The 22003-nt window shown below is 65.2% G+C and carries 20 protein-coding genes and 1 other RNA gene; 15 read left to right on the forward strand and 6 right to left on the reverse strand.

Annotated features, from left to right (window positions below):
* Positions 1 to 10: 10 nt before the first annotated feature.
* Together WS51_RS15420 and WS51_RS15425 are read right to left on the reverse strand one after the other, a co-directional pair.
* Complete coding sequence (locus WS51_RS15420; RefSeq protein ID WP_060346052.1) at positions 11 to 1588, reverse strand: formate dehydrogenase beta subunit; 1578 nt, start codon at positions 1586 to 1588, stop codon at positions 11 to 13.
* The gene (locus WS51_RS15425; protein ID WP_059543709.1) at positions 1585 to 2085 is read right to left on the reverse strand and encodes an NAD(P)H-dependent oxidoreductase subunit E; all 501 of its coding nucleotides are present in this window, start codon (positions 2083 to 2085) and stop codon (positions 1585 to 1587) included. The genes WS51_RS15420 and WS51_RS15425 overlap by 4 nt, the downstream gene beginning before the upstream one ends.
* 131 nt (positions 2086 to 2216) lie before the next feature.
* Here WS51_RS15425 and WS51_RS15430 point away from each other — a divergent pair, with 131 nt between their 5' ends.
* From WS51_RS15430 to WS51_RS15440, 3 genes are all read left to right on the forward strand, one after another.
* On the forward strand, positions 2217 to 3323 hold the full coding sequence (locus WS51_RS15430) for a substrate-binding domain-containing protein (RefSeq protein WP_059800388.1): 1107 nt from the start codon (positions 2217 to 2219) through the stop codon (positions 3321 to 3323).
* Positions 3324 to 3424: 101 nt separating this feature from the next.
* Positions 3425 to 3694, forward strand: a complete 270-nt coding sequence (locus WS51_RS15435; protein ID WP_059507145.1) for a hypothetical protein — start codon at positions 3425 to 3427, stop codon at positions 3692 to 3694.
* Positions 3695 to 4006: 312 nt separating this feature from the next.
* Complete coding sequence (locus WS51_RS15440; protein WP_059507146.1) at positions 4007 to 4360, forward strand: DUF4148 domain-containing protein; 354 nt, start codon at positions 4007 to 4009, stop codon at positions 4358 to 4360.
* A gap of 261 nt (positions 4361 to 4621) precedes the next feature.
* On the opposite strand, the gene ssrA is transcribed toward WS51_RS15440, so the two are convergent.
* The 4 genes from ssrA to ompA form a co-directional block, all read right to left on the reverse strand.
* Positions 4622 to 4991: a transfer-messenger RNA gene (gene ssrA, locus WS51_RS15445) on the reverse strand.
* A 17-nt stretch (positions 4992 to 5008) separates the two neighbouring features.
* On the reverse strand, positions 5009 to 5725 hold the full coding sequence (gene gph / locus WS51_RS15450) for a phosphoglycolate phosphatase (RefSeq protein WP_069229413.1): 717 nt from the start codon (positions 5723 to 5725) through the stop codon (positions 5009 to 5011).
* A 13-nt stretch (positions 5726 to 5738) separates the two neighbouring features.
* Positions 5739 to 6437, reverse strand: a complete 699-nt coding sequence (ubiG, locus tag WS51_RS15455) for a bifunctional 2-polyprenyl-6-hydroxyphenol methylase/3-demethylubiquinol 3-O-methyltransferase UbiG (RefSeq protein WP_059448219.1) — start codon at positions 6435 to 6437, stop codon at positions 5739 to 5741.
* Between the two features lie 152 nt (positions 6438 to 6589).
* Positions 6590 to 7261 carry an outer membrane protein OmpA gene (ompA, locus tag WS51_RS15460; protein ID WP_044844842.1) on the reverse strand — a complete coding sequence of 224 codons (672 nt, stop codon included), beginning with the start codon at positions 7259 to 7261 and terminating at the stop codon, positions 6590 to 6592.
* A gap of 536 nt (positions 7262 to 7797) precedes the next feature.
* On the opposite strand from ompA, the gene gyrA reads away from it, so the two are divergent.
* From gyrA to WS51_RS15520, 12 genes are all read left to right on the forward strand, one after another.
* Positions 7798 to 10401 (forward strand): DNA gyrase subunit A, encoded by a 2604-nt coding sequence (gene gyrA, locus WS51_RS15465; RefSeq protein WP_069229414.1) that lies wholly within the window; start codon positions 7798 to 7800, stop codon positions 10399 to 10401.
* Positions 10402 to 10483: 82 nt separating this feature from the next.
* Positions 10484 to 11083: a DUF2059 domain-containing protein gene (locus WS51_RS15470; protein ID WP_059448245.1), complete on the forward strand. Its 600-nt coding sequence runs from the start codon at positions 10484 to 10486 to the stop codon at positions 11081 to 11083.
* A gap of 161 nt (positions 11084 to 11244) precedes the next feature.
* Positions 11245 to 12327 (forward strand): 3-phosphoserine/phosphohydroxythreonine transaminase, encoded by a 1083-nt coding sequence (gene serC / locus WS51_RS15475; protein WP_059448221.1) that lies wholly within the window; start codon positions 11245 to 11247, stop codon positions 12325 to 12327.
* 34 nt (positions 12328 to 12361) lie between these two features.
* Positions 12362 to 13444 carry a prephenate dehydratase gene (gene pheA / locus WS51_RS15480; RefSeq protein WP_059448222.1) on the forward strand — a complete coding sequence of 361 codons (1083 nt, stop codon included), beginning with the start codon at positions 12362 to 12364 and terminating at the stop codon, positions 13442 to 13444.
* 185 nt (positions 13445 to 13629) lie between these two features.
* Positions 13630 to 14556, forward strand: coding sequence for a prephenate dehydrogenase/arogenate dehydrogenase family protein (locus WS51_RS15485; RefSeq protein WP_069229415.1), 927 nt, complete (start codon positions 13630 to 13632; stop codon positions 14554 to 14556).
* Positions 14557 to 14576: 20 nt separating this feature from the next.
* Positions 14577 to 15881: a 3-phosphoshikimate 1-carboxyvinyltransferase gene (aroA, locus tag WS51_RS15490; protein ID WP_059507150.1), complete on the forward strand. Its 1305-nt coding sequence runs from the start codon at positions 14577 to 14579 to the stop codon at positions 15879 to 15881.
* 13 nt (positions 15882 to 15894) lie between these two features.
* Positions 15895 to 16581: a (d)CMP kinase gene (gene cmk, locus WS51_RS15495; RefSeq protein WP_059507151.1), complete on the forward strand. Its 687-nt coding sequence runs from the start codon at positions 15895 to 15897 to the stop codon at positions 16579 to 16581.
* A gap of 141 nt (positions 16582 to 16722) precedes the next feature.
* The gene (gene rpsA / locus WS51_RS15500) at positions 16723 to 18435 is read left to right on the forward strand and encodes a 30S ribosomal protein S1 (RefSeq protein WP_059448246.1); all 1713 of its coding nucleotides are present in this window, start codon (positions 16723 to 16725) and stop codon (positions 18433 to 18435) included.
* Between the two features lie 22 nt (positions 18436 to 18457).
* Positions 18458 to 18781, forward strand: a complete 324-nt coding sequence (locus WS51_RS15505; protein WP_006750752.1) for an integration host factor subunit beta — start codon at positions 18458 to 18460, stop codon at positions 18779 to 18781.
* 209 nt (positions 18782 to 18990) lie between these two features.
* The gene (locus WS51_RS15510; protein WP_059448226.1) at positions 18991 to 19284 is read left to right on the forward strand and encodes a lipopolysaccharide assembly protein LapA domain-containing protein; all 294 of its coding nucleotides are present in this window, start codon (positions 18991 to 18993) and stop codon (positions 19282 to 19284) included.
* A gap of 53 nt (positions 19285 to 19337) precedes the next feature.
* Positions 19338 to 20510: a lipopolysaccharide assembly protein LapB gene (gene lapB, locus WS51_RS15515; RefSeq protein ID WP_059543722.1), complete on the forward strand. Its 1173-nt coding sequence runs from the start codon at positions 19338 to 19340 to the stop codon at positions 20508 to 20510.
* A 90-nt stretch (positions 20511 to 20600) separates the two neighbouring features.
* On the forward strand, positions 20601 to 22001 hold the full coding sequence (locus WS51_RS15520; protein ID WP_059772174.1) for a UDP-glucose dehydrogenase family protein: 1401 nt from the start codon (positions 20601 to 20603) through the stop codon (positions 21999 to 22001).
* Positions 22002 to 22003 lie beyond the last annotated feature (2 nt).

Consider the following 22003-nt stretch of genomic DNA (forward strand, 5'->3'; position numbering starts at 1 on the left):
TCCTTCTGGGTCAGGCCGCGGCCTTGACCGGACCCGACGCGGCTTGCTTGCCGGCGGCGAGCCCGAAATCTTCGGGGAAATGGTCGAGCGCGGACAGCACCGGGTACGGCGTCATCCCGCCCATCGCGCACAGCGAGCCGGCGAGCATCGTGTCGCACAGATCGCGCAGCAGCGTGACCTGTCGTTCCGACGTATCGCCCTGGCGAATGCGCGCGATCGTCTCGACGCCGCGCGTCGAGCCGATTCGGCACGGCGTGCACTTGCCGCACGATTCGATCGCGCAGAACTTCATTGCATATTCGGCGAGCTCGGCGAGATTCGACGTGTCGTCGTGCAGCACGATGCCGCCGTGACCGACGACCGCGCCGATCGCCGTGTATGCCTCGTAGTCGAGCGGCACGTCCCACTGGTGTTCGGGCAAATAGGTGCCGAGCGGGCCGCCGACCTGCGCCGCGCGCGCCGGCCGGCCGCTCGCCGTGCCGCCGCCGTAGTCGAACAGCAGCTCGCGCAGCGTGACGCCGAACGCGAGCTCGACGAGGCCGCCATGGCGGATGTTGCCCGCGAGCTGGAACGGCAGCGTGCCGCGCGAGCGGCCCATCCCGTAGTCGCGATAGAACGCGGCGCCGCGCGCGAAGATCACCGGCGCGGTCGCGAGCGTGATCACGTTGTTGATCACGGTCGGCTGGCCGAACAAACCGGCGAGCGCGGGCAGCGGCGGCTTCGCGCGCACGACCCCGCGCTTGCCCTCGAGCGATTCGAGCAGCGCCGTTTCCTCGCCGCACACGTATGAGCCGGCCCCCTTCGCGACGTGCAGGTCGAATGCGTGCGCGGAGCCGAGCACGTGTTCGCCGAGCCAGCCGGCTTCACGGGCGCGCGCGATCGCGGTTTCGAGTGCCGCGATCGCGTGCGGGTACTCGCTGCGCACGTAGATGTAGCCGAGCGTCGCGCCCGTCGCGATGCCCGCGATGATCATTCCTTCGATCAGGCAGTACGGATCGCTTTCCATGATCAGGCGATCGGAGAACGTACCCGAATCGCCTTCGTCCGCGTTGCAGACGATGTACTTCTGCGTCGCGCTGGCCTGCCGGACCGTGCGCCACTTGATGCCGGCCGGGAAGGCCGCGCCGCCGCGGCCGCGCAGCCCCGATTCGATCAGCAATTCGCATGCGGCGCCGCCGTCGAGCGACAGCGCGTTCTTCAGCCCGGCGAGGCCGTCATGCTTCAGGTAATCGTCGATCGACAGCGGATCGGTCAGGCCGATGCGCGCGAACGTGAGGCGCTGCTGGCGCGCGAGATAGGGCAGGGCGTCGACGAGTCCGATGCCGCTCGGATGCGCGCCGCCGTCGAGCCAGTTCGCGTCGAACAGGGCGGGCACGTCCGCGGCCGACAGGTTCGCATAGCCGACGCGCCCGGCGGCCGTGCCGACCTCGACGAGCGGCTCCAGCCAGAGCAGCCCGCGCGAGCCGTTGCGGATCAGTTCGATCGCGACGCCGCGCCGCTCGGCCTCGGCCACGATCGCGGCGGCCAGGGCGTCGGCGCCGAGCGCCAGCGCGGAAGAATCGCGCGGAACGTAGATGCGGGTCGTCATGCGGCCTCCGGGGCGTGGGCGGTCGCGTCGGCCAGCAGGCGGTCGAACTTTTCCGGCGTGACCTTTGCGTGCAGCACGCCGTTGATCGTCATCGACGGCGATTGCGCGCACAGCCCGAGGCAGTAGACCGATTCGAGCGCGACGTCGGCCGGCGCATGCGTGTCGGCGCCATCGCCGTGCGCCGCGTCGAACCGGCAACCCGTGCGCGCTTGCGCATGCTCGGCCAGCGCTTCGCAGCCCATGCTGCGGCACGCCTCGGCGCGGCACATCTGGATCGTCACGCGCGCGGGCGGCGTGGTACGGAAGTGGTGATAGTAGGTGAGCACGCCGTGCACTTCCGCGCGCGACAGATTCAACGCCTTCGCGAGCGGTGCGACGCAGCCTGCCGGCACGTAGCCTGCATCGTCCTGGATCGCGTGGAGAATCGCGACGAGCGAGCGGCCGGCACGCGCGTGGCGCTCGACGAGCGCGTCGGGCGCGGGGGAATTCGGGGACATCGGTTATGCTCCTCCAAAGCCTCATATGTGCTTCTGATTCATATAGTGCACATCGGGACTTCGTCCTGATTGATTTTGAGCAACGATAAGCGGAAGATTTCGCAGTCGCAATAGGAAATCGGAGTACATAATTGGTTCGAATCGAATGCGACGCGTATCTGACCGTGCGCGACACGGAGGGTCGGACGGCGAGCCTGTCCGACGTCGCACCGTTGCTGGAGCTCGTGGCGGACACGGGCAGCATCGCGCAGGCCGCGCAGGCGAAGGGTCTGTCGTATCGGCACGCGTGGGGCATGCTGCGGGCGCTGGAGGCGTGCATCGGCGGCGAATTGATCGAGACCGCGCGCGGCAAGGGATCGACGTTGTCGGAGCTTGGGCAGGCCGTCGTCGACGCGCAGCGGCTCGCGCGCAGCCGTCTTGACGGGAATCTCCGCGCGCTGGCAGCCGAGGTGGCGAGCGACCTGAACCGGCGGCTCGCACAGCGCGACGGTGCCGTGCGCATCCATGCATCGCACGGCTACGCGGTCGCGACGCTGGTGTCCGCGCTCGTCGATGCGCAGTCAGCCGTCGACATCAGGTATCGCGGGAGCGTCGAAGCCGTGCAGGCACTCGCGCGCGGCGAATGCGAACTGGCCGGTTTTCATCTACCTCGCGGCGCGTTCCGCGAACAGTGCGCGCAGATCTATCGACCGTGGCTCGACGACACGCGCCACGTGCTGATTCACCTGACGCGTCGCCAGCAGGGCTTGTTCGTGCCGCGCGGCAACCCGAAGCAGGTCGGCGGGCTCGCCGATCTCGCCCGCCACGACATCCGCTTCGTCAACCGGCAGCCGGGCTCGGGCACGCGAATGCTGCTCGATCTTGCATTGCGCGCGATCGGCATCGATCCCGAGCGTATCGACGGTTATGCGTCGGCCGAACTCACGCACTCGGCGATCGCCGCGTTCGTCGCAAGCGGGATGGCGGATCTCGGCTTCGGCGTCGAGCCGGCCGCCCATCACTTCGGGCTCGACTTCATCCCCGTCGTCGACGAAGACTATTACTTTGCGTGCGAACGCGCGCAGCTCGACTCGCGACCGCTGGCCGGCGTGCTCGCGTTGCTGCGCGATGCGCGCTTCGTCGAGCGCGTCGCGCATCTCGACGGCTACGATCCGGCCGCGTGCGGGACGCTCGCCAGCGTCGCGGAAGGATTCGCCGGCACCGCCGCGCACGGCATGCCGGACGGCAACGCACGGTAACGAGGGCGCGTGCGAACCGCGCTGCAGCAGTGAGGGATTTGCGCTACGCTTGCCGTTTGATCAACGTTCCAACAAGCACGCCGTTCAGGCGTCATCCCGCCATGAAACTTTCCGTTCCCTTCGCCGCGGCAGCGTTGGCCGCAGGGCTTCTCGTCGCCGTTTCGCCGTTGGCGCTCGCGCAGAATTCACCCGGCGTGCCCGGCGGGATCCTGAGCGAGCAGTTCCGCCTGAACGAGCATCCGCAGATGCCGTTCGCGGCGTCGGCGCCGTCGCAGAAATACCAGAGCGGCAAGAAGTCGGCATTGCGCCGCAAGGGCGACATGGGGGACCCGAACGGCTGCAATCTGAAGTGCCCGATGGACACTCAATGAGCGAGCGCTGACGCGCCGCGTTGTCGCGGCCGCGATCGTTTGTCCGGGCCGCGCCGATGCCGCGCGGTTCGTTTCGAGCCCCGCAGGGCGAGCTGCCCTGCGGGGCTCATGCTTTGTGGCTGTGCATCGCGTGGTGCGAGCGCGCAGTGCCGGAGCGGGGTGCATACACCATGCTAGGGTTAACCCTTGTTTCAGGAAGGATGCCTTCCTGAAACCTGCCTTATTCTTAAGCACGCGCCTACATAAACTTCGGTTTGTCAGCGATGAACGGGTGTTCACCGCGAAATCAGACAAATCTGGAGGTAGGTCATCATGAAGTCGCTCGTTCAAGCCGTTGTCGTTGCTGCCGCTCTCGTCGCCCCGGTCGTGTCCTTCGCGCAGTCCGGCTCGGCACTCACCCGCGCGCAGGTTCGCGCCGAACTGGTTCAGCTCCAGCAGGCCGGTTACAACACCGCCCGCGGCGAAGATCCGCACTATCCGGAAGCGATCCAGGCCGCCACGGCGCGTGTCGCGGAGCAACAGCGCAGCGCGCTCGCCCAGGCGCAGCGCACCGACGCCAGCGGTTACGGCGCGCAAGGGCAGGGCGCGTCGGCATCGGGTTCGCGCGCGATCGGCGTGCGCCCGGCCAGTGAAGAAGAAATGAAGTCGCTGTATCGCGGCAGCTGAGCAACGTATCGCCCGGTGACGCGTGTTGCGGGCGCAATGACGCGTCGCGAGGCCCGACACGAGGCCGCCCGCCGCGTTTGAGCGCCGTGCGGGCGACGCCGGCCATCCGATACCTCCTGCCGCTCGAATACCGGCGGCATTCCGTCCGGCCCGTTCAGGGCCGGGCGCTTTTTCGGAAGGCGCGGGACGTTCGGCTTCCTGTGCAACAAAAAACCCCGCAGACTCGCGTCGTGCGGGGTTCGTGCGTCTAAGCGCGGAATTTGGTGGAGGCGGCGGGAATCGAACCCGCGTCCAGAAGCGCTCCACGACTAGTTCTACATGTTTAGTTCAGTCATTTGATTTAACCGCAGCGACGCGGACGAACACGCTGCGCTACGGCGATTCGCTAGGTTTTCGACCCTGGCGTCGCGACGCCGACAGGGCTTAACTGACGTAAATGACCTCTGGCGGTATTGCTACCGGTCTTGCGACACTAGCCCGTCAGTGAACTAGGCAGAGGACGGCGGCCCTTAGGCTGCCAGTGCGAACGTATCGTCGTTTGCAGTTACGATTTTCCCATTGATTAACGAGGTGACGGGTCCTCGACATGCCCTAGCCGCTTCACAACCCCTGTCGAAACCAGGTCGCCCCCGCGGATAAGATCGATCATTATAGCCCAACATCGCGCAGCAGTTCGCGCAGTTCCTGCGTCGTGCCGACGAGATGCTGCGCCTGCCAGTCGGCCGGCGCGACGCCGTCGCCGCAGTAGCCGTACGCGGCCGCGACCGTCGCCATCCCCGCCGCGCTACCGGCCTGGATGTCGCGAAGATCGTCGCCGACGTAGACGATGCGCTCCGGCGCGAGCGTCATTTGTTCCGCCGCATGCAACAGCGGGGCCGGATGCGGCTTCGAGTGCGGCGTTGTGTCGCCCCCGACGATGCACGCCGCGCGCGCCGTGAGGCCGAGCAGGTCGGCGAGCGGCGCGGTGAGGCGCATCGCCTTGTTCGTGACGATGCCCCAGCGCACGCCCCGTGCATCGAGTTCGTCGAGCACATCGTCGATCCCGGGGAACAGAATCGTATGCACGCAGATGTCGGTCGCGTAATTCGCCAGGAATTCGTCGCGCATCGCTTCATAGCCCGGCGATTGCGGGTCGATGCCGAATGCGCCGCCGAGCAGGCCGCGCGCACCGGCCGATGCCAGCGGTCGCAGCACGTCGAGCGGCGTTTCGGGCAGGCCGCGCACGCGCTGCATCTTGTGAACGGCAGCCGCGAGATCGGGCGCGGTGTCGGCGAGCGTGCCGTCGAGGTCGAACAGCACGGCGTCGCAGTGCAGCAGGCGCGGCGCGTCAACTGCAGGCCGCCCGTTCGAAAGGGTAATCGTCATGCGAGTCGGAGGGTCACGCGCCGCGGCGGCACGCGACGAGATAATTGATGTCGGTATCGTTCGACAGCGCGAAGCGCTTGCCGATCGGATGATAGGTGATGCCCTTGATCTCCACGATGTGCAGATCGGTCGCGCGCACGAAGCTCGCCAGTTCCGACGGGCGGATGAAGCGCGCGTAGTCGTGGGTGCCCTTCGGCAGCATCTGCGCGATGTACTCGGCGCCGATCACCGCGAACAGGTAGGACTTCAGGTTGCGGTTCAGCGTGGAGAAGAACACCCAGCCGCCCGGCTTCACGAGCGTTGCGCATGCGGCGACGACGCCGGCCGGCGACGGCACGTGCTCGAGCATCTCCATGCAGGTGACGACGTCGTAAGTGCCCGGCTCGCGTTCGGCGATCGCTTCGGCGGCGATCGCCTCGTAATCCACGGTGATGCCGCTTTCGAGACTGTGCAGGTCGGCGACGCCGAGCGCTTCGGTCGACAGGTCGATGCCCTTCACCTGGGCACCGAGGCCGGCCATCGATTCGGACAGGATGCCGCCGCCGCAACCGATATCGAGTGCGCGCTTGCCGGCGAGATGCGCATGCGAATCGATCCAGCCGAGCCGGACCGGGTTCAGGTCGTGCAAGGGCTTGAATTCGGCATTCGGATCCCACCACCGATGGGCGAGGTCGCTGAATTTCTGGAGTTCGTGCGGATCGGCGTTGGTCATGTCGGCAAACGGGCTACGGAAGGAGGGCGGTGCGTTGGTACATCAAGCCCCGAGTATATAAGCGGGCGCACGACGAGGCCAGCGAGCGCCTGGGCGGGCGTCAAAGAAAAAGCCCCGCCGGAGCGGGGCTTTGAGCAGTCGAAAACCGCGGCTTACTGCGCCGGAACGGTCGTCTTCTGGACTTCTTGCGTACCGACCACTTCCACTTCCACGCGGCGATCCGGTGCGAGGCAGGCGATCAGTTGCTTGCGGTTCTTCTGGTTGCAGCCGGTCGTGACCGGGTTGCGCTTGCCCTTGCCTTCCGTGTAGATCTTGTTGGCCGGGACACCCTTGCTGACCAGGTACGACTTGACGGCTTGCGCACGGCGCAGCGACAGGCGGTCGTTGTACTTGTCCGAACCGATGCGGTCCGTGTAGCCCGTTGCAACGACCACTTCCGTGTTCATGCCCTGGATCTTCGAAGCCAGTTCGTCCAGCTTCTGCTTGCCCAGCGGCTTGAGCGTTGCCTTGTCGAAGTCGAACAGTGCGTCGGCTTGGTACGTGATCTTCTGGCTGGTGATGGCCGGAGCAACCGGTGCGACCGGTGCCGGTGCCGGTGCCTGGGCGACCAGTGCGCCATCGCACTTCGCGTTGGCGGTGGCCGGCGTCCAGAACGCGTCACGCCAGCAGAGCTCGTTCGTGCCGTTCATCCACACCCATTCGCCCGTGCCGTTCACCCAGTTGTCGTTGACGGCTTGACGCGACGCCGGCACCGACTGTGCCGAAGCGGATGCAGCCATAACTGCGGTAGCTGCAATGAACGCGAGCTTTGAAAGTTTATTCATATTTCTCCTCTCGAAATTGAGATTACCGCAGGTTTACTGCGAGCCTGTTGACGGTGACAAGTCATACATTGCTCGAAGTATAACATTGGTGCGGCACAAAAAACGCGGCACCGCTCTGTGTAGACTTCGAGCAGCGTCTAACTTTCAGTGCGTTGGCATTTTGCCATATCGTTCCCTTCCTACGAAAAAAAATCCTCCCCACCCCAAGATCGCTTCAACTTTGTGGTGCATGCGCAACACCCGCCTGCCGTAACTTTTAGGGATTGTCAAGAGCGTGCCCGCGAAATTGCATGAAAGCCCGCAAGGGTTTACGCGCGGGCGTGTCAAGGATCCAGTCGCCACCGCCGAACGCTCGAGGGGTGCGACCCGGACCGCTCCGGCGCGCCTTTTCCATGGGCCGCGATTTTTGCTGTTTACATATAGAGGGGCGGCGAATTGGCGGCCGATGGGCGCATGTTAGAATCTCGCGTTGCGTTGCGCATGCAGCGCCCACGCGAAAGGCGTTCGCCGTCTTCGCTCCGAAACGATACGGATACATGGATCAATTCGCCAAAGAGACCCTGCCCACCTCCCTAGAGGAGGAAATGCGCCGTTCGTATCTCGATTACGCGATGAGCGTGATCGTCGGACGTGCCCTTCCGGATGTCCGCGATGGCCTGAAGCCCGTGCACCGGCGCGTACTGTTCGCGATGCACGAACTGAACAACGACTGGAACCGCGCGTACAAGAAATCGGCGCGTATCGTCGGTGACGTGATCGGTAAGTATCACCCTCACGGCGATACCGCGGTGTACGACACGATCGTGCGGATGGCGCAGGACTTCTCGCTGCGCTACATGCTGATCGACGGACAGGGCAACTTCGGCTCGATCGACGGCGACAATGCCGCGGCGATGCGTTACACCGAAATTCGCATGGCGAAGATCGGTCATGAACTGCTCGCCGACATCGACAAGGAAACGGTCGACTTCGAGCCGAACTACGACGGCAACGAAACGCAGCCGTCGGTCCTGCCGTCGCGCATCCCGAACCTGCTGATCAACGGCTCGTCGGGCATCGCGGTCGGCATGGCGACCAACATCCCGCCGCACAACCTGAACGAAGTCGTCGACGCGTGCCAGCACCTGCTGAACAACCCGGAAGCGACGATCGACGAGTTGATCGAGATCATCCCGGCGCCGGACTTCCCGACGGCCGGCATCATCTACGGTGTCGCCGGCGTGCGCGACGGCTATCGCACCGGGCGCGGCCGCGTCGTGATGCGCGCGGCCACGCACTTCGAGGAAATCGACCGCGGCCAGCGGATGGCGATCATCGTCGACGAACTGCCGTACCAGGTGAACAAGCGCTCGCTGCTCGAGCGCATCGCCGAACTGGTCAACGAGAAGAAGCTCGAGGGCATCTCCGACATCCGCGACGAGTCCGACAAGAGCGGCATGCGCGTCGTGATCGAGCTCAAGCGCGGCGAAGTGCCCGAAGTGGTGCTGAACAACCTGTACAAGGCGACGCAGCTGCAGGACACGTTCGGCATGAACATGGTCGCGCTGGTCGACGGCCAGCCGAAGCTGCTGAACCTGAAGGAAATCCTGCAGTGCTTCCTGTCGCATCGACGCGAAGTGCTGACGCGCCGCACGATCTACGAACTGCGCAAGGCCCGCGAACGCGGCCACGTGCTCGAAGGTCTCGCGGTCGCGCTCGCGAACATCGACGAGTTCATCGCGATCATCAAGGCAGCGCCGACGCCGCCGATCGCGAAGCAGGAACTGATGGCCAAGCCGTGGGATTCGTCGCTCGTGCGCGAGATGCTGACGCGCGCCGAGACGGAGAACGCGTCGGCGGGCGGCCGCTCCGCGTACCGTCCGGAAGGTCTGAACCCGGCGTTCGGGATGCAGGTCGACGGGCTGTACCGTCTGTCCGACACGCAGGCGCAGGAAATCCTGCAGATGCGTCTGCAGCGCCTGACCGGTCTCGAGCAGGACAAGATCATCGGCGAGTACCGCGAAGTGATGGCGCAGATCGCCGACTTGCTGGACATCCTCGCGCGCCCCGAGCGGATCACGACGATGATCGGCGAGGAGCTGACGACGGTGAAGGCCGAATTCGGCGACGCACGCCGCTCGAAGATCGAGCTGAACGCGACCGAGCTGAATACCGAAGACCTGATCACGCCGCAGGACATGGTCGTCACGATGTCGCACGCGGGCTACGTGAAGTCGCAGCCGCTGTCCGAGTATCGCGCGCAGAAGCGCGGCGGCCGCGGCAAGCAGGCGACGCAGATGAAGGAAGACGACTGGATCGAGACGCTGTTCATCGCGAACACGCACGATTACATTCTGTGCTTCTCGAACCGCGGCCGCGTGTACTGGGTCAAGGTTTATGAAGTGCCGCAGGGCTCGCGCAACTCGCGCGGCCGCCCGATCGTCAACATGTTCCCGTTGCAGGACGGCGAGAAGATCAACGTCGTGCTGCCGGTCAAGGAATTCTCGGCCGACAAGTTCGTGTTCATGGCGACATCGCTCGGTACCGTGAAGAAGACGCCGCTCGAGGCATTCAGCCGTCCGATGAAGAAGGGCATCATCGCGGTCGGTCTCGACGAAGGCGACTATCTGATCGGCGCATCGATCACCGACGGCGCGCACGACGTGATGCTCTTCTCCGACGCCGGCAAGGCCGTGCGCTTCGACGAGAACGACGTGCGCCCGATGGGCCGGGAAGCGCGCGGCGTGCGCGGCATGCAGCTCGAGGACGGGCAGCAGGTCATCGCGCTGCTGGTTGCGGGCAGCGAGGAGCAGACCGTGCTCACCGCGACCGAGAACGGCTACGGCAAGCGCACGCCGATCACCGAGTACACGCGTCACGGCCGCGGCACGAAGGGGATGATCGCGATCCAGACGTCGGAGCGCAACGGCAAGGTCGTCGCGGCGACGCTCGTCGACGCCGAGGATCAGATCATGCTGATCACGACTGCCGGCGTATTGATTCGTACGCGCGTGTCCGAGATTCGCGAGATGGGACGCGCCACGCAAGGTGTTACACTCATCAGTCTCGATGAGGGTACGAAGCTCTCCGGCCTGCAGCAGATCGCAGAAGCGGAGGAGGGCGACGGCGAGGCCGACGAGGCGTCGGACGGCGAAGCCTGAGAACGGATGAGACTCGAGCCGCCGCGGGCGTAACGCGCCGCGGTCGGCGAGCAACCATTCATATTTCCAAGAGGGAGTGATGATGCAAAAGCAATTCAAGCAACTGGTTCTGCTGGCTGCACTGGTGCCGACGTTCGCGATGGCGCAAGCGCTGTCGAATTCCGCACCGGCCGCAACGGCAGCAGCTGCGCCGATCGACGCCGACAAGAAGGCTGCGATCAAGGATCTGCTCGACGCGATCGACGCGCCGAAGCTCGTGTCGGCAATCGGCAACAGCGCCGAGATGCAGGCAAAGCAGCTCGTGCCGGCGATCCTGTCGGACGCGCTGTCGGAAAACAAGACGCTGAACGACAAGCAAAAGCAAGCCGCCGTGCCGACGCTGCAGAAGAACGCGGTGCCGAAGCTGGTTGACGGCGCGGGCAAGGTGTTCGGCACGCAGCAGTTCCAGAGCGACGCGATGTCGGCTCAGTACGACGCATACGCGAAGTACTACAGCACGTCGGAGATCAAGGATCTGACGACGTTCTACAAGAGCCCGACGGGCCGCAAGTTCATCCAGGTCCAGGATCAGGTCGGCCGCGACGTGGTCAACGGTCTGATGCAGAAGTACATGCCGCAAGCGATCCAGGCAACGCGCGCGCAGGCTGACAAGGAAGTCGCGGCAGTCAAGCCGGGCAAGTAAGCCGTCCGGGCACGCCGCCCGGCCGTTCGGCCGGGTTTGGCGGGAGCCTGATGACAGTGCGATAATGGCCGTTTGCGCGCGAGCGCAAGCGGCCATTCCTTTTCTGGCGCGGTTCTTTCTGCCGGCGGCAAGCCGGTCGCGTCCCTCCCGAGGTTTTCACGATGCGCGTCTTTAATTTCTCCGCCGGTCCTGCGGCGCTGCCCGAGGAAGTGCTGCGGCAGGCCGCCGACGAAATGCTCGACTGGCACGGCAGCGGCATGAGCGTGATGGAGATGAGCCATCGCGGCAAGGAGTTCATGTCGATCCACGAGGCAGCGCTTGCCGACCTGCGCGAACTGCTCGATGTGCCGGCCAGCCATCGGATCCTGTTCCTGCAGGGGGGCGGCATCGCCGAGAACGCGATCGTGCCGATGAACCTGCTCGGTTCGCGCAAGACCGCCGATTTCGTCGTGACGGGCTCGTGGTCGCAGAAGTCGTTCAACGAAGCGAAGAAATACGGCACCCCGCATCTGGCCGCATCCGGCAAGACGGCCGACGGTTTCACGCGCGCGCCCGCCCGTGCCGAATGGCAGCTGTCGGACGATCCGGCTTACGTGCATCTGTGCACGAACGAGACGATCGACGGCGTCGAGACGTTCGAAATTCCCGACCTCGGCGACGTGCCGCTCGTCGCCGACGTGTCGTCGCACATCCTGTCGCGTCCGATGGACGTCGCGAAGTACGGCGTGCTGTTCGGCGGCGCGCAGAAGAACATCGGGATGGCCGGCGTGACGGTCGTGATCGTTCGCGAGGATCTGCTTGATCGTGCGCTGTCGATCTGCCCGTCCGCATTCGAATGGAAAACCGTCGCCGCGAACAATTCGCTGTACAACACGCCGCCCACCTATGCGATCTACATCGCAGGGCTCGTGTTCCAGTGGCTGAAGCGGCAGGGCGGCCTCGAGGCGATCGAGGCGCGCAATGTCGAGAAGGCGAAGCTGCTCTACGACACGATCGATGCGAGCAGCTTCTATCTGAACAAGGTCGAGCCGGCGGCGCGTTCGCGTATGAACGTGCCCTTTTTCCTGGCCGACGAAACGCGCAATGAAGACTTCCTTGCCGGCGCAAAGGCGCGCGGGCTGCTGCAGCTGAAGGGCCACAAGTCCGTCGGCGGCATGCGGGCGTCGATCTACAACGCGGTGCCGCTCGAGGGCGTGAAAGCGCTCGTCGAGTACATGAAGGACTTCGAACAGCGCGGCGCCTGAGCGCGGCGCTGTTCAAACAGCACGGCAACTACGCATGGACGACGAACTGAATTCCCGCCTGAAACCGCTGCGCGACCGCATCGACGCGATCGACGCGCAGCTGATCGCGCTCCTCAACCAGCGCGCCGCGGTGGCGCTCGAGGTGGGCGAGGTCAAGAAGCATTTCAACGCGCCGGTGTTCCGGCCGGAGCGCGAGCTGCAGGTGATCGCGCGCCTGCAGGACATGAGCGCGGGGCCGCTTGCGAGCGAGCACATCAGCGCCATCTGGCGCGAGATCATGGCCGCGAGCCGCGCGCTCGAACAGACGATCCACGTCGCGTTCCTCGGGCCGGTCGGCACGTACAGCGAACAGGCAATGTTCGAGTATTTCGGCCAGTCGATCGAAGGCCTGCCGTGTCCGTCGATCGACGAGGTGTTCCGCTCGGTCGAGGCCGGCGCGTCCGCATTCGGCATCGCACCGGTCGAGAACTCGACCGAAGGCGCGGTATCGCGCACGCTCGACCTGTTGCTGCAGACGCAGTTACTGATCAGCGGCGAACTCGCACTGCCGATCCATCACAACCTGCTCACGCAGAGCGGCACGCTCGACGGTGTGACGCGCGTCTGCGCGCATGCGCAGGCGCTCGCGCAATGCCAGCAGTGGCTTGCTGCGAACGCGCCGCACCTGGAGCGGCAGGCGGTGGCGAGCAATGCGGAGGCCGCGCGTCTCGCGGCGGCGGATCCGAGTGTCGCGGCGATCGCCGGCGACCGCGCGGCTGCGCACTACGGCCTGCAGATCGCGTTCTCGCTAATCCAGGACGACCCGCATAACCGCACGCGCTTCGTGATCGTCGGCAAGCAGGCGGCCGGGCAGAGCGGTCACGACCAGACGTCGCTGATCGTGTCGGTGAAGAACGAGCCGGGCGCGGTGTTCAAGCTGCTCGAACCGCTCGCGCGGCACGGCGTGTCAATGACGCGCTTCGAGTCGCGCCCGGCGCGGGTCGGCACGTGGGAGTATTACTTCTACATCGACATCGAAGGGCACCGGGACGAACCAGCCGTGGCAGCCGCGCTCGCGGAGCTCGGCCAGAAGGCCGCGTTCCTGAAGATACTCGGTTCGTATCCGCGCGCGCGCTAACGCGTAACGGCCGGTCGCCGGCAGCGAAGGGGCGGCGCGGGCAGCGTGCAGGGCAGGCCTGGCGGCGCTGCCCAAGGCGGGTTCGGGCGGTATCCGGTGCACATCGCGCCGGATCGGGCCCGTTGCCCGGAATCTGGATTTCCGTGCGCGGGGCGACGTTCCGCGTGCGTCACTTGGCTCTAGTCGTGTCAGGCTTTGCATTCAACAAACTTGTGATCTTCGGCGTCGGCCTGATCGGCGGATCGCTGGCGCGCGCGCTGCGCGAGCGCGCACCGGGTGGTGCGGGCGAAGTCGTCGGCGTCGGTCGTTCGCGTGCATCGGTCGAGCGCGCGCTCGCGCTGGGCGTGATCGATGGTGCGGTGGCGCTCGATGACGATGCGCAACTGCGCGATGCGCTCGCCGGCGCCGATCTCGTGCTGCTGGCCGCCCCCGTCGCGCAAACGGGCCCGTTGCTCGCACGCATTGCGCCGTGGCTCGACGCAACGGCGCTCGTCACGGACGCCGGCAGCACCAAGTCGGACGTCGTCGCGGCCGCACGCGATGCGCTCGGCGCGCGGATCGCGCAATTCGTTCCGGGCCATCCGATCGCCGGGCGCGAATCGAGCGGCGTCGAAGCTGCGCTGCCGGATCTGTACGTCGGGCGCAACGTCGTGCTGTGTCCGCTGCCGGAGAACGCGCCGGAATCGGTCGCGCGGATCGAAGCGATGTGGCGGGCGACCGGCGCCGACGTGCGCACGATGAGCACGGCGCAGCACGATCGCGTGTTCGCGTCGATCAGTCATCTGCCGCACGTGCTGTCGTTCGCGCTCGTCGAGCAGATTCTCGGCGAGGCGGACGCCGAACTGAAATTCTCGTACGCGGCGGGCGGCTTCCGCGACTTCACGCGAATTGCAGCATCGAGCCCGGAAATGTGGCGCGACGTATGTATCGCGAATCGTGCGGCGCTGCTCGATGAGCTCGACGGCTACACGCGCGTGCTCGCCCGGCTGCGTGCGGCGATAGACGCCGGCGATGGCGCGGCGCTCGAAGTTGTGTTCACGCGCTCGCGCGCCGCACGCAAGGCATGGCAGGAACGTGGCGCGCAGCCCGCTGCCGAACCGGTCAAGAAATAACAGGAAACAGGACGATTCCCATGGACTACCTCGATCTCGGTCCGTATTCCAGCGCATCGGGCACCGTGCGCCTGCCCGGTTCGAAAAGCATCTCGAACCGCGTGCTGCTGCTCGCGGCGCTTGCCGAAGGCGATACGACGATCACCAACCTGCTGGATTCCGACGACACGCGCGTGATGCTCGACGCGCTTGGCAAGCTCGGTGTGAAGCTCGCGCGCGAGGGCGACACCTGTGTCGTCACCGGCACGCGCGGCGCGTTCACCGCGAAGACCGCCGATCTGTTCCTCGGCAATGCAGGCACCGCGGTGCGACCGTTGACGGCGGCGCTCGCGGTCAACGGCGGCGACTATCGCGTGCACGGCGTGCCGCGCATGCACGAGCGGCCGATCGGCGACCTCGTCGACGGCCTGCGGCAGATCGGCGCGCAGATCGACTACGAGCAGAACGAAGGCTTTCCGCCGCTGCGGATCAAGCCCGCGGCGATCGCGGTCGATGCGCCGATCCGCGTGCGCGGCGACGTGTCGAGCCAGTTCCTCACCGCGCTGCTGATGACGCTGCCGCTCGTGAAGGCGAAGGACGGCAGGATCGTCGTCGAAGTCGACGGCGAACTGATCTCGAAGCCATACATCGACATCACGATCCGGCTGATGGCGCGCTTCGGCGTGACCGTCGAGCGCGACGGCTGGCAGCGCTTCGTCGTGCCGGCCGGGGTTCGCTACCGCTCGCCGGGGCGCATCATGGTCGAGGGCGATGCGTCGTCGGCCTCGTACTTCCTCGCGGCCGGTGCGCTCGGCGGCGGCCCGCTGCGCGTCGAGGGCGTGGGGCGCGCGAGCATCCAGGGCGACGTCGGCTTCGCGAACGCGCTGATGCAGATGGGCGCGAACGTTTCGATGGGCGACGACTGGATCGAGGTGCGCGGCATCGGCCATGACCACGGCAAGCTCGAGCCGATCGACATGGACTTCAACCTGATTCCCGACGCGGCGATGACGATCGCGGTCGCGGCGCTGTTCGCGAGCGGCACGAGCACGCTGCGCAACATCGCGAGCTGGCGCGTGAAGGAAACCGACCGCATCGCCGCGATGGCGACCGAACTGCGCAAGGTCGGCGCGACCGTCGAGGAAGGCCCCGACTACCTGGTCGTCACGCCGCCGCAACGGCTCACGCCGAACGCGGCGATCGACACGTACGACGATCACCGGATGGCGATGTGCTTCTCGCTCGTCAGCCTGGGCGGCGTGCCCGTGCGGATCAACGATCCGAAGTGCGTCGGCAAGACGTTCCCCGACTATTTCGACCGCTTCGCCGCGCTCGCCAAAGCCTGACCCGACAGTTCCGATGAAATCCACCCGACCCTTTCACCCGACCCCCGTCATCACGATCGACGGTCCGACTGCCTCCGGCAAGGGGACCGTGGCGGCGCTTGTCGCCGCGCATCTCGGCTTCCACCTGCTCGACAGCGGTGCGCTGTACCGTCTCGCGGCGCTCGCGAGCGTGCGCTACGGCATTGCGGCCGAGGACATCGACGCACTCGTGAAGCTGATCGACGATCTTCACATCACGTTCCGCGAGGGGTGCGCGCAACTCGACGGCGTTGACGTGTCGAACGACATCCGCGCCGAAGCGGTCGGCAACCGTGCGTCGGCGATCGCGGTGCACGGGCCGGTGCGTAGCGCGCTCGTCGCACGTCAGCGCGCGTTCCGCAAGACGCCCGGCCTCGTCGCGGACGGCCGCGACATGGGCACCGTGATCTTCCCGGACGCCGTGCTGAAGGTGTTCCTGACGGCCAGCGCCGAGGCGCGCGCGGCCAGACGGCATAAGCAATTGATGCAAAAAGGTTTTTCTGCTAATATAGATGACTTGCTCCGGGATCTTCGTGAACGTGACGCGCGCGACAGCAATCGCGCGGCCGCGCCGCTGAAGCCTGCGGCAGATGCCAAGCTGCTCGACACGTCGGCGCTTTCGGTCGATGAAGCAGTCGACCAGGTGCTGCAGTGGTACCGGGCGCTCGGTCAGCCCGCCTGAGAAGGCGGGCAACAGTAGGTGCTTCGCGCGAGGAGTGCGGAGCGTGTTTCGAACCCTTAACCCCGTATGGTTTCGATCTGGCCCTTTCAGCCTGCCATTCCGGCCGGCGTGGCACAGCGATCCATGCACAATCAGATTTTTATGTCCGACCTGCAAACCTCCACCCCGAATACCGAATCCTTTGCGGCTCTGTTCGAAGAGTCGCTGACCCGCCAAGACATGCGCGCCGGCGAAGTGATTTCCGCCGAAGTCGTGCGCGTCGACCACAACTTCGTGGTCGTCAATGCAGGCCTGAAGTCCGAGGCTTACATTCCGATCGAGGAATTCCTGAACGATCAGGGCGAGGTTGAGGTGCAGTCGGGCGATTTCGTGTCCGTCGCGATCGACGCACTCGAAAACGGCTACGGCGACACGATCCTGTCGCGCGACAAGGCGAAGCGCCTCGCATCGTGGCTGTCGCTGGAAAAGGCCCTCGACAACAACGAACTCGTCACCGGCACGATCACCGGCAAGGTGAAGGGCGGCATGACCGTGATGGTCAACGGCATCCGCGCGTTCCTGCCGGGTTCGCTGGTCGACACGCGTCCGGTCAAGGACACGACCCCGTACGAAGGCAAGACGCTCGAGTTCCGCGTGATCAAGCTCGATCGCAAGCGTAATAACGTCGTGCTGTCGCGTCGTGCAGTGATCGAGGCAACGCAAGGCGAAGAGCGCGCGAAGCTGCTCGAGACGCTGAAGGAAGGCGCGATCGTCAACGGCGTGGTCAAGAACATCACCGACTACGGTGCGTTCGTCGACCTCGGCGGCATCGACGGCCTGCTGCACATCACCGACATCGCATGGCGTCGTGTGCGTCACCCGAGCGAAGTCCTGTCGGTTGGCCAGGAAGTCACCGCGAAGATCCTCAAGTTTGACCAAGAGAAGAACCGCGTCTCGCTGGGCATCAAGCAACTGGGCGACGATCCGTGGGAAGGCATCTCGCGCCGTTACCCGTCGGGCACGCGCCTGTTCGGCAAGGTCACGAACATCACCGACTACGGCGCATTCGTCGAAGTGGAATCGGGCATCGAAGGCCTCGTCCACGTGTCGGAAATGGACTGGACCAACAAGAACGTTGCTCCGTCGAAGGTTGTCCAGCTGGGCGACGAAGTCGAAGTCATGGTCCTCGAGATCGACGAAGACCGTCGTCGTATCAGCCTCGGCATGAAGCAGTGCAAGCCGAACCCGTGGGATGACTTCAGCCGCAACTTCAAGAAGGGCGACAAGATCACGGGCGCAATCAAGTCGATCACCGACTTCGGCGTGTTCATCGGTCTGCCGGGCGGCATCGACGGCCTGGTCCACCTGTCGGACCTGTCGTGGAGCGAAGCTGGCGAAGAAGCCGTTCGCAAGTACAAGAAGGGCGACGAAGTCGAAGCGATCGTGCTCGGTATCGACGTCGAGAAGGAGCGTATTTCGCTCGGCATCAAGCAGCTCGAAGGCGACCCGTTCAGCAACTACGTTGCAATGAACGACAAGGGTTCGATCGTCGACGGCGTGGTGAAGTCGGTCGATGCGAAGGGCGCTGTCATCACGCTGACGGGCGACGTCGAAGGCTATCTGCGTGCATCGGAAATCTCGCAGGATCGCGTCGAAGACGCACGCAACGTGCTGAAGGAAGGCGACAAGGTCAACGCGATGGTGATCAACATCGATCGCAAGTCGCGTGGCATCAACCTGTCGATCAAGGCGAAGGATTCGGCTGAACAACAGGAAGCGATCCGCGGCCTGCAGTCGGACACGAGCGCTGCCGCGACCGGTACGACCAACCTCGGCGCGCTGCTGAAGGCGAAGCTCGACGGCCAGAACCAGTAAGCCTCACGAGGTCTGCTGAAGTATGACCAAATCCGAGTTGGTCGCGCAGCTGGCACTGCGATTTCCGCAACTTGTCCTCAAGGATGCGGATTTCGCGGTGAAAACGATGCTCGATGCGATGTCCGACGCCTTGTCGAAAGGGCATCGCATCGAAATTCGGGGTTTCGGCAGCTTCGGCCTCAACCGTCGCCCGGCGCGCGTCGGACGCAACCCGAAGTCGGGGGAGAAAGTGCAGGTGCCCGAGAAGTTCGTGCCTCACTTCAAGCCCGGCAAGGAATTGCGTGAACGCGTCGACGGCCGCGCCGGCGAGCCGCTGAAAGCTGATGATCCGGACGACGAGCGTTGAGCGTCGTTCGGTTTGCCCGGAATCCGTCCGGCGAAGGCTGAAAAAAAAGCGCCCCTTGCGGGCGCTTTTTTCATTTCCGGCAACCGCGTGACAGGATGCATCCGCAGGATGTGCAGTGACGCGCAAACGCATCCTTTACAATACGGGTCGATTCGGCGCCGCGAAGGGGAGTCGCGCGCCACGGCAAACCTCAACAAAGAGAGGGCTTCATGAAGTTTATCGTCTGGCTGATCCGGGTATTGGTGTTCGTGCTGCTGCTGGTGCTTGCACTGGCCAATACGCAAACCGCGACGCTGAATTTCGTTGCCGGATACGCATGGCAAGCGCCGCTGATCCTGATCGGCCTCGCGTTCTTCGTCGTGGGTCTGCTGGCCGGCCTGCTGTCCGCGCTGCCGGCGATCTTTCGCATGCGCCTCGAGAACGGGCGCCTGAAACGCGATCTGCGTGCGGCGCGCGAAACCCCGGCCGTCATCGATCAGCCGCCGATGCCGCCCGTCATTTAACACCGACGCCGCGCGATCTTCGCGCGGTTTTCGTCTCTGCTTCGATATTTCGCATGGATCTGGATTTCTGGTGGTTGCTCGCGATTCCCGTGGCGTTCGCGCTCGGCTGGGCGGCGTCACGCTATGACCTGAAGAACCTTCTGTCGGAGAGCGCCAACCTGCCGCGATCGTATTTCCGCGGCCTGAACTTTCTGTTGAACGAACAACCGGACAAGGCGATCGACGCGTTCATCGAGGTCGCGAAGCTCGACCCCGAGACGGTCGAACTGCACTTCGCGCTCGGCAACCTGTTTCGCCGTCGCGGCGAGACGGACCGTGCGATCCGCGTGCACCAGAACCTGCTGAGCCGCACTGACCTGCCGGTGAACGAGCGCGATCACGCGCTGTACGAGCTCGGTCAGGATTTCCTGAAGGCCGGCCTGCTCGATCGTGCGGAGGAAGCCTTCCACCGGCTCGCCGATGGCGATTACGCGTTGGGCGCGCAGCGGGCGCTGCTGACGATCTACGAGATCGAGAAGGACTGGAACAAGTCGATCGATACCGCGAAGCGGATCGAATCGATGAGCGACAAGCCGCTCGGCATCGAAATCGCGCAGTTCCATTGCGAACTCGCGCAGGACGCGCTGCAACGCAAGAACGCCGCGGCCGCGGCCGAGCAGCTGACGCTTGCGCTTGCAGCGAACCCGCAGAACGTCCGCGCGACGATCCTGTCCGGCGATGCCGCGCAGGCGGCGGGCGACCACACGGCCGCGATCGAGCACTGGAAGCGTGTCGAAGCGCAGAATCCGGCGTATCTGCCGCTCGTCGCCGACAAGCTGATGAAGGCGTACGTCGCGCTCGGCAAGCCGGTCGAGGGCGCGGAGCTGCTGATGGGCTACGTCGATCGCTATCCGTCGAACGACTTGCTCGATATTGCCTATCAGCACATTGCCGGTTTGCGCGGCCAGGAAGCGGCCCATACGCTCGCGCGCACGCAGATGGAGAAGTCGCCGAACCTGTCGGGCATGTTGCACCTGCTGGATGCACAGATCGCGGCCGCCGACGAGCCGCGCCGTAAGGAACTTGAAATGATGCGTGCGCTGATCAAGCAGCGCACCAAGAATCTGCCACGCTATACGTGCCAGAATTGCGGTTTCCGGGCACGACTCTTCTACTGGCAGTGCCCCGGATGCAGCGGGTGGGAAACCTATGCGCCGCGCCGCGTCGAACCGGCGATGCCGGGCTGATCCAGGCGTTCGGCGAGCGCGCGCTGCGGTTGTCGCCGGGCCTGGCCCGGCGGCCAAGTTAGTCAATTACCGGGACGTACCGGAACATCTATGAAAATCACCATCATCGGCACTGGCTATGTCGGTCTCGTCACGGGCTCCTGTCTCGCCGAGATCGGTCACGACGTCTTCTGTCTGGATGTCGATCCGCGCAAGATCGAGATCCTGAACAACGGCGGGATGCCGATTCACGAACCGGGCCTGCTCGACATCATCGCACGCAACCGCGCGGCAGGGCGCTTGCGCTTCTCGACCGACATCGAGGCGAGCGTCGCGCACGGCGAGATCCAGTTCATCGCGGTCGGCACGCCGCCCGACGAGGACGGTTCGGCCGACCTGCAATACGTGCTCGAGGCCGCGCGCAACATCGGCCGTTACATGACCGGCTTCAAGGTGATCGTCGACAAGTCGACCGTGCCGGTCGGCACCGCGCAGCGCGTGCGTGCGGTCGTCGACGAGGCGCTCGGCGCACGCGGCCTCGCGGGCAGCGTCGCGCACCGTTTCTCGGTCGTGTCCAATCCGGAATTCCTGAAGGAAGGTGCGGCGGTCGAGGACTTCATGCGTCCGGATCGAATCATCATCGGCGTTGACGACGACGAGACGGGCACCGTGGCGCGCGAGAAGATGAAGAAGCTGTACGCGCCGTTCAACCGTAATCACGAGCGTACGATCTACATGGACGTGCGTTCGGCGGAATTCGCGAAATACGCGGCGAACGCGATGCTCGCGACGCGCATTTCGTTCATGAACGAAATGTCGAATCTCGCCGACAAAGTGGGCGCCGACATCGAAGCCGTGCGTCGCGGGATCGGTTCCGATCCGCGCATCGGCTATCACTTCCTGTACGCCGGCGTCGGTTACGGCGGCTCGTGCTTCCCGAAGGACGTGCAGGCGTTGATTCGCACCGCGAGCGAAAACGGTCAGCCGCTGCGCATCCTGGAGGCGGTCGAAGCGGCCAACTCCGCGCAGAAGGACGTGCTGATCGGCAAGATCGAGCAGCGCTTCGGCGCGGACCTGAGCGGTCGCGAATTCGCGGTCTGGGGCCTCGCGTTCAAGCCGAACACGGACGACATGCGCGAGGCGCCGAGCCGTCGGCTGATCGCCGCGCTGCTCGCGCGTGGCGCGATCGTGCGCGCGTACGATCCGGTCGCGATCGACGAGGCACGCCGTGTGTTCGCGCTCGATCTGGGCGACGGTTCCGACGCGCTTGCGCGCCTGCACTTCGTCGATTCCCAGGACGCGGCCGTGACCGCCGCGGATGCGCTCGTGATCGTCACCGAATGGAAGGAATTCAGGAGCCCGGATTTCGCGCGCCTGAAGGCCGAACTGAAGGCGCCGGTGATCTTCGACGGGCGCAACCTCTACGAGCCGGACGCGATGGCCGAACTCGGCATCGACTACCATGCGATCGGGCGCCCGCATGTCGCCCCCCAGTCCTCTTCCCGTGGATGAGC

Source organism: Burkholderia territorii, from assembly GCF_001718335.1.
GTDB lineage: Bacteria > Pseudomonadota > Gammaproteobacteria > Burkholderiales > Burkholderiaceae > Burkholderia > Burkholderia territorii.